Source organism: Streptomyces sp. NPDC001270 (genome assembly GCF_042896695.1).
In the GTDB taxonomy this organism is placed as follows: domain Bacteria; phylum Actinomycetota; class Actinomycetes; order Streptomycetales; family Streptomycetaceae; genus Streptomyces.
On the sequence record NZ_JBIAXM010000022.1, the window covers coordinates 146,216 to 154,556 of the forward strand.

Annotated in this window: 5 protein-coding genes; 2 read left to right on the plus strand and 3 right to left on the minus strand. The window is 70.3% G+C overall.

The window, feature by feature from the left end:
* Positions 1 to 2,361 carry a TIM-barrel domain-containing protein gene (locus tag ACFY2B_RS31470; RefSeq protein ID WP_390766455.1) on the minus strand — a complete coding sequence of 787 codons (2,361 nt, stop codon included), beginning with the start codon at positions 2,359 to 2,361 and terminating at the stop codon, positions 1 to 3.
* Positions 2,362 to 2,575: 214 nt separating this feature from the next.
* Between ACFY2B_RS31470 and ACFY2B_RS31475 the strand changes: the two genes are divergently transcribed.
* Together ACFY2B_RS31475 and ACFY2B_RS31480 are read left to right on the plus strand one after the other, a co-directional pair.
* Entirely contained in the window at positions 2,576 to 4,543 is a 1,968-nt protein-coding gene (locus ACFY2B_RS31475; protein ID WP_390766456.1) for an acetoacetate--CoA ligase, read from the plus strand.
* 219 nt (positions 4,544 to 4,762) lie between these two features.
* The gene (locus tag ACFY2B_RS31480; RefSeq protein WP_390766457.1) at positions 4,763 to 5,656 is read left to right on the plus strand and encodes a hypothetical protein; all 894 of its coding nucleotides are present in this window, start codon (positions 4,763 to 4,765) and stop codon (positions 5,654 to 5,656) included.
* A 74-nt stretch (positions 5,657 to 5,730) separates the two neighbouring features.
* On the opposite strand, the gene ptsP is transcribed toward ACFY2B_RS31480, so the two are convergent.
* Together ptsP and ACFY2B_RS31490 are read right to left on the minus strand one after the other, a co-directional pair.
* Entirely contained in the window at positions 5,731 to 7,404 is a 1,674-nt protein-coding gene (gene ptsP / locus ACFY2B_RS31485; RefSeq protein WP_390766458.1) for a phosphoenolpyruvate--protein phosphotransferase, read from the minus strand.
* Positions 7,405 to 7,481: 77 nt separating this feature from the next.
* Positions 7,482 to 7,931, minus strand: a complete 450-nt coding sequence (locus ACFY2B_RS31490; RefSeq protein ID WP_390766459.1) for a PTS glucose transporter subunit IIA — start codon at positions 7,929 to 7,931, stop codon at positions 7,482 to 7,484.
* Between the last annotated feature and the right edge of the window lie 410 nt (positions 7,932 to 8,341).

Below are 8,341 nucleotides of genomic sequence, written 5' to 3' on the forward strand. Positions count from 1 at the left end.
TCACCCGAGCCCCCGTACACGCACCGGGCGGGACGGCACACCCATGCCGGCCTCCCCGTCCCGTGTGACCACCACCCTCCGCCCCTCCCAGCGGGCGACGTAGCGTTCGATCTCCGGTTCGTCCCAGCCGTCGCCCGCATCCGGCACGACCAGCCCGCCGCCGGTCCGGCCGCGGACCGGCGCCCACACCTCCAGCTCCAGATCGCCGTCCGCACCCCGCACCGGCACGACGCCACCCGCGCGCGCGAGCACCGGAATCCGGGACAGCGGAGCGTCGAGGAGCACCTGCGCCGGCCCCTCGTACGCCCGCTCGGTGACCGTGTCGTACCAGCGGCCACGCGGCAGCTGCACGGCGCGCCGGTCGGCGCCCGGATCCAGCACAGGCGCCACCAGGAGACAGTCGCCCAGCAAAAAGGCGTCCTCACAGTCACGCAACGCCCGGTCCTCCGGCGCGCTCCACCACAGGGGACGCACATAAGGCGCACCAGTACGCCGCGCCAGGTGCGCCAGCGTCACGAAGTACGGCAGCAGACGCCGACGTGCCAGGAGCGCCGCGCGCGCGTGCTCCAGCACCTCGTCACCGAACTCCCACGGCTCCCTGCGCCCCGCCCGCAGGCCCGCATGGGTGCGGAACAACGGCAGGTACGCGCCGAGCTGGAACCAGCGCAGGAACAGCTCGGGCGACGGACTCCCGTCGAAACCGCCCACGTCCGGCCCCGAGTACGGCACCCCGCACAACCCGAGGCCCAGCACCAAGGACAGGGAGGCCCGCAGCCCCGGCCAGCCAGTGGCCACGTCCCCGGACCACGCGCCCCCGTAGCGCTGCATTCCGGCCCACCCGGAGCGGGACAGGAGGAACGGCCGCTCCCGCGGGCTCAGCTCGCGCAGCCCCTCGTACGCCGCGTCGGCCATGCACAGCGCATACACGTTGTGCGCCTCTCTGTGGTCACCGCCGCGGCCGTCCAGGCAGTGCCGGGCCGAACGGGGCAGCGTCGTCTCCCCGAAGGCGTTGAAGGACGTGGGTTCGTTCATGTCGTGCCAGAAACCGGCGAAGCCCTGCGCCAGCCGCTCCTCGTAGAGCGCGCCCCACCACTTGCGCACGCGCGCGTGCGTGAAATCCGGATACACCGACTCACCGGGCCACGACTCACCCCGTACCACCTGCCCCGAAGAGCCCCGCACGAAGGCGTCCACAGCGCTCCCGCCGTCGTACACGGCGTTGCCCGCAGCGGACTTCACCCCAGGATCCACGACGGACACCAGGCGGATCCCGGTACGCCGCAACTCCTCGGCAAGTCCGGGAAGTTCCGGGAAGCGCTCGTGGTCGACAGTGAACACCCGATGCTCGTCGTAGTGATCGATGTCCAGATGAACCGCGTCCAACGGCAGCCCATGCTCCCGGTAGCCCGCGACGATCCGCCGCACCTCCTGCTCGCTGCCGAACCCCCAGCGGGCGTGATGGTGCCCGAGTGCCCACGCCGGCGGCAGCGCGGGCGCCCCGGTCAGCGAGGCCCAGACGTGCAGCACGCGCGCGGGGGTGCCCACCATCACCCAGCAGCGCAGCGGGCCGCCGTCCATCCGCAGTTCGCACCTCCCGCTCCGGTCATGGCCGGAGCCGGCGCCCTCCTCGCCCTCCCGCAGCAGCACCGTCCCGTCCCATGAACTGTCGTGGAACACCAGGTGCGCCGCCGCGTCGGCGATCACCAACTGCACCGGCATGGTGACGTACAACGGGTCGTCGCCGGGGGCGAAGGCACGACCGGGATCGGTGTTCCACAGCCGGTACGTACCATCGCGCAGCCGGGGTCCCGACGCGCGCCCGCCCAGGCCGAAGAAGCGTGCGTCGGCGGCCACCTCCGAACGCTGCATCCAGCGGGCCGGGCCCCCGCCGACCGGCTCCCACCACCGGGGCGGCAGATCCCGCCGCAGCATGACTCCCCCCGGGGTGCACACCTCGATCGCCCCGTGCCGGGAGACGGACACCGTCACCCGCTCCGCGACGACCCGCCAGCCGCCGTTCGTGTCCGGCTCCAGCACCGCCCGCGGGTCCGGCTCCGGACAGCGCCCCGCGAGCGCGTACGACGGCTCAGGACCGGCCCCGTCCCACCCCCAGAAGACGGCCCCGTTGACGGCGACGGTGATCCGCAGCTCCGACCGCGCGAACCGGATGACACCGCCACCCGGCCCCGGCTCCACACTCTGCACCGGACCGGGCACCCGCGCGCGCTCCACGCCCCGCGGCGGCAACCCGACCGCGTCGGCGCGCCTCCGGCGCCATGCGGCCCGCACGCTGCGCAACCCCCGTGCTGCTCGCACCGGACCGCCCACTCTCATCGAACGCACCAGGTCACGACCGTCCATGCTGCTCACCCTGCCACCGACCGCCTCATACGTGGGTGCCGTTCAATCGCCGTTCACCCGTGCTGAGACCACATCTTCACGACGCGGACTATGTGGGGCGCACCCTGGTGTAGAAGTCGATCACATGGCATCGTCCGTGTCAGCCCGTGTCACGCGCACAAACCGTCCCGTGCGCGAGCGACGCGCACGACACGTCCAGTCCGGGAGCCGCCCCATGTCGACCGCGAACCCGCTGCCGCTCTGGCAGCCCCAGCCGGAACGGATCGCCCAGGCACGCATCACCGAGTTCCAGGCTTGGGCCGCGCGCCGGCACGGCGCCCCGTCCGAGGGCGGCTATCCCGCACTGCACCGCTGGTCCGTGGACCAGCTGGACACCTTCTGGAAAGCCGTCACCGAGTGGTTCGGCGTACGGTTCTCGACGCCCTACGCGCGCGTACTGGGCGACCGCTCGATGCCCGGTGCCCAGTGGTTCCCCGGCGCGACCCTGAACTACGCCGAGCACGCCCTGCGCGCCGCAACGGCCCGCGCGGACGAACCCGCGCTCCTGTACGTGGACGAGACCCACGGACCACGCCCGGTCACCTGGGCCGACCTGCGTCGCCAGGTCGGCTCCCTGGCCACCGAGCTGCGCTCCCTCGGTGTCCGCCCCGGCGACCGCGTCAGCGGCTACCTGCCGAACATCCCACAGGCCGTCGTCGCGCTCCTCGCCACGGCCGCCGTGGGCGCCGTCTGGACCTCCTGCGCCCCCGACTTCGGCGCCCGCAGCGTCCTCGACCGTTTCCAGCAGGTCGAACCCGTCGTCCTGTTCACCGTTGACGGCTACCGCTACGGCGGCAAGGAGCACGACCGCCGTGACACCGTGGCCGAACTGCGCCGCGAACTGCCCACCCTGCGCGCCGTCGTCCATATCCCCCTTCTCGGCACCGAGGCACCGGAAGGCGCCCTGGAGTGGTCGGCGCTGACCTCGGCCGACGTGGAACCCGTCTACGAGCAGGTCCCCTTCGGCCATCCGCTGTGGGTGCTGTACTCCTCCGGCACCACCGGCATGCCCAAAGCCATCGTGCAGTCCCAGGGCGGCATCCTCGTCGAGCACCTCAAACAGCTCGGTCTGCACTGCGACCTGGGTCCCGAGGACCGTTTCTTCTGGTACACCTCGACCGGCTGGATGATGTGGAACTTCCTCGTCTCCGGCCTGCTCACCGGCACCACGATCGTCCTGTACGACGGCGGCCCCGGCTATCCCGACACCGGTGCCCAGTGGCGCGTCGCCGAACGCACCGGGGCGACCCTGTACGGCACGTCGGCGGCCTACGTCATGGCCTGCCGCAAAGTCGGCGTGCACCCCTCCCGGGATTTCGACCTCTCCGCGGTGCGGTGCGTCGCCACCACCGGATCGCCCCTGCCGCCCGACGGATTCCGCTGGCTGCACGACGAGGTCCGCGACGATCTGTGGATCGCGTCCGTCAGCGGTGGTACGGACGTGTGCTCCTGCTTCGCCGGAGCCGTACCGACGCTGCCGGTCTACACCGGCGAACTCCAGGCCCCCGGGCTGGGCACCGACCTGCAGTCCTGGGATCCGAGTGGCAAGCCCCTCATCGACGAGGTGGGCGAACTGGTGGTCACCAACCCGATGCCGTCGATGCCGGTCCACTTCTGGAACGACCCCGACGGCAGCCGCTACCACGACAGCTACTTCGACACCTACCCCGGAGTCTGGCGCCACGGCGACTGGATCACCGTGACCTCCCGCGGCACGGTGGTCATCCACGGCAGGTCCGACTCCACGCTCAACCGCCAGGGGGTCCGCATGGGCTCCGCCGATATCTACGAGGTCGTCGAACGGCTACCCGAGATCAAGGAATCCCTGGTCATCGGCGTCGAGCAGCCCGACGGCGGGTACTGGATGCCCCTGTTCGTGCACCTGGCGCCCGGTGCCGTCCTGGATGACGCCCTCCGCGGTCGGGTCAAGCAGGCCATCCGCGAACAACTCTCGCCGCGGCACGTCCCCGACGAGATCATCGAGGTTCCCGGCATCCCGCACACGCTCACCGGAAAACGCATCGAGGTCCCGGTCAAGCGTCTCCTGCAGGGCACCCCCCTGGACAAGGCCGTCAACCCCGGCTCCATCGACAACCTCGATCTGCTGACCTTCTACCAGGCACTGGCACGCGACCGAGACTGATCGGCGGGGAGAAAACCCGGATAAACGGATAAAACGGGACCTCGTGCCACCCTTCCCGGCGCCTTTCACCCCCGATCCGCGCCGGACCGGGACCCCTGGCACCCCGCACCGCGGTCACAGGAGCGCCCGCAAACCCGGCCCGGCGATCTTCGGCAGACCGATTGTCAGTGCCGCCGGTTACTGTGAGTGAGCAATGATCGACTGCACACAGGGGGAAACATGTCGCACACCGACCACCAGATCATGCGCCGCGTCCTGCGCCGCGAGATCGTCGGCACACTCGGGCTACTGACCGACGAGCAGGACTTCCGAGCCATGCGGCGATACCGCACCTTCGCCTTCGACGACCACTCCGCCTATCTCCAACAGGTGGAGGCGCTCCTCAGGATCCGCGCCGCCCACGGCAACCACACCACACTCGCCCTCTTCGACCCGGCGGAGTACGCCGAATTCTGCGCTGGCACCGGCCTCGAACCGGACGCCCCGGCGAGCCGGGCGCGCTTCACCGCAGAAATCGCCGCCACGGGCGCCACCGTCCCCTACGAGGGCCAGAACCTCGCCGACCTCGTCCCCTCCCTCGTCGACGCGGCCGTCCGGCAGGCCACGTGGGAATACGCCACCCAGCTCCTGGCCCGCCTCGGTCCCTGCGCCACCTGCGGAGAAGACATCGGACGTGCGGCCTTCACCCGGGCCTCGGACCTCCTCGTCCGCATCCTCGACACGGCCCCGACCGGCGACCGCCACCTCGTCTGCAGCGTCTCGGGCACGGAGGAAACCCTCATGTCAGTCCTCCACGCGGACAGGGACACGGAGGGGATCACACAACTGGACGAGACAGAGGCCCTCGAATTCACCACGGTCCTGGCACTGGGCATTGCCACGTCCAGTCCCGGCGGACTCGTCATGCGCACCAGCGCTCCCGGCACCGCGGACCGCGTCTACGGCTGGCGGGTCCGGCACAACGGCCTGGAACCGCTGACCGCCGGGGAAGTCTTCGACGCCTACTGCACCGACGTGGAATCGGGCGACCTGATCTCTCCCGAATCAGGAGTCGACTACTCCGTGCCCCCCGACCTCGGAGACGACGAGAGGACGCCTGGCCACCACCACTGAACACACCCGGGGGCGCCCCGCCCGTGAGCGGAGCGCCCCTGGAAACCGCCGGTGCCGGGCCCCGGCGCGACGGACTACTCGCCGGACAGCACTGCCTGAGCCGCCGCCCGGGCCTCCTCGGCACTGTCCGTCGCCCGAGCAGCGGAGGCGGCCCGTTCGCACTGGGCCAGCGTGTACTTGGCCAGCGTCGCGCGGACGTAAGGAATCGATGCCGCACCCATGGAAAGGGAGGTGACGCCCAGACCCGTCAGCACACAGGCCAGCAGCGGATCCGACGCGGCCTCACCGCACACACCGCAGCTCTTGCCCTCGTCCCCGGCCGCCTCCGCAGACAGCGCCACCAGGTCGAGCAGCGCCGGCTGCCAGGGATCCTGCAGTCGGGAGACCGCCCCCACCTGACGGTCCGCGGCGAAGGTGTACTGCGCGAGGTCGTTGGTCCCCAGCGACAGGAACTCGACCTCCTGCAGGATCGAACGCGCGCGCAACGCGGCCGAGGGGATCTCCACCATGGCGCCGAACTTCGCCTGCAGCCCGGCATCCCGGCACGCCTCCGCGAACGCCTTGGCGTCGGCACGGTCGGCCACCATCGGGGCCATCACTTCGAGGTGGACCGACGGCAGCCCCTCGGCGGCCCGCGCCAGCGCGTTCAGCTGGGCCCGCAGGATCTCGGGGTGCTCAAGCAGCGACCGCAGCCCCCGCACACCCAGCGCGGGGTTCGGCTCATCGGACGGGGTGAGGAAGTCCAGTGGTTTGTCCGCACCCGCATCGAGCACCCGGACGACCACCCGGCCCTCCGGAAATGCCTCCAGCACCTGCCGGTAGGCATCGACCTGCTTCTCCTCGGAGGGCGCGCTCTTGCTGTCGTCGAGGAAGAGGAACTCGGTGCGGAAGAGACCGACACCCTCCGCCCCCGCCTCCACGGCCGCCGGCACGTCCGCCGGGCCGCCGACATTGGCCAGCAGCGGCACCTTGTGCCCGTCCGCCGTGGCACCCGGCCCGGTCGACGCGGCCAGAGCAGCCCTGCGCTCCGCGGCCGCGGCCTCCAGCTGTGCCTTCTTCTCCTCGCTCGGGCTTACGAAGATGTCACCGGTGCTGCCGTCGACCGCGATGACCGTTCCCTCGGCAAGCTCACCCGCGCCCGGCAGAGCGACCACGGCCGGGACCCCGAGCGCCCGCGCGAGAATCGCGCTGTGACTGGTCGGCCCGCCCTCCTCGGTGACGAAACCGAGAACAAGTGTCGGGTCCAGCAGCGCCGTGTCGGCCGGCGCGAGATCACGGGCAACCAGTACGTACGGCTCGTCGCTGTCAGGGACACCCGGCATGGGCACCCCGAGCAGCCGGGCGACGATGCGATTCCGGACGTCGTCGAGGTCTGCCACGCGCCCTGCCATGTATTCACCGGCACCGGCCAGCAGCTCCCGGTATGCGGCGAACGCATCGTGGACGGCGCGCTCGGCCGTACTGCCGTCGGCGATACGGCGATCCACGTCCGTTATCAGCTCCGGGTCCTGGGCCATCATGGACTGCGCCTCAAGCACCGCCTGGGCTTCGCCCCCCGCCAGGTTGCCCCGCGCCACCAGGTCGGCGGCCACTGCTTCCACGGCCTGACGAGCGCGCCCCTGCTCGCGCTCCGCCTCCGCTGCCGGAATCTGCTTGGCGGGCGGCTCCAGCACTGCCGTTCCCATGCGCCTGACCTCGCCGATCGCCACACCGTGGCTCACGCCGACGCCTCGCAGCGTTGTCTCCATCTCACCGTCTCCGATAGTGCGGCGGACCCCGCCGCCGCGGTGGTTGTCCAACTCGCCGCCATGCGACGGCACCGACGTCACGCCCAGACGAAGAGGCGGTCGCCGGTCTTCACGTCGCCCTCATCACGGAGCTCGGAGAGAGAGTCGGCAGCGGCGTCCAGCGCAACGACCGGGCAGATCGGGGACTTGCCGGCCGCTTCGACGGCTGCGGGGTTCCAGCGCACGATCCCCTGGCCGCGACTCACGGTGTCGCCCTTGTCGACGAGCAGTTCGAACCCCTCACCGTTGAGCTGCACGGTGTCGATACCAAGGTGCGTGAGCACGCCACGCCCCTGTTCGTCGACCACCACGAAGGCGTGCGGATGCAGCGAGACGATGACGCCGTCCACAGGTGCGACGGCTTCGGAGGGCTCGCGCACGGGATCGATCGCTGTGCCCGGGCCGACCATGGCCCCGGAGAAGACCGGATCGGGCACGGACGCCAGACCGATGGCGCGCCCCGCAAGAGGGGACATCACGGTGGTCATGGGAAGCCTCCCAGGGGTGGGGATTGCTGATGGGCCGCCATACCTGTCCCGGACGGCTCACTGACCAGCAGCGTATGACATGTGAGGTACAGGTTCCGCTTTGAAGCTACCACTTAGTGGTCTAGACCACCAGCTTAATCGATTTGCGTGCGCTTCGCAGCCCCATGTACAGTCGTACCCCTGCTTGAGACCGAGTGGCGTGATCCAGCGTCCTTGCTCAGCAGGATCCATACTCGTCAGTTCCTATCCCGGGGCCTTTTTTGCATGCCTGCAAGAGAGTGGTCAGGGGGAGGAAAAACTACTGATAGAGTTTGGAACACCGAAGGGAAGCGCCCGGAGGAAAGCCCGAGAGGGTGAGTACGAAGGAAGCGTCCGTTCCTTGAGAACTCAACAGCGTGCCAAAAGTCAAC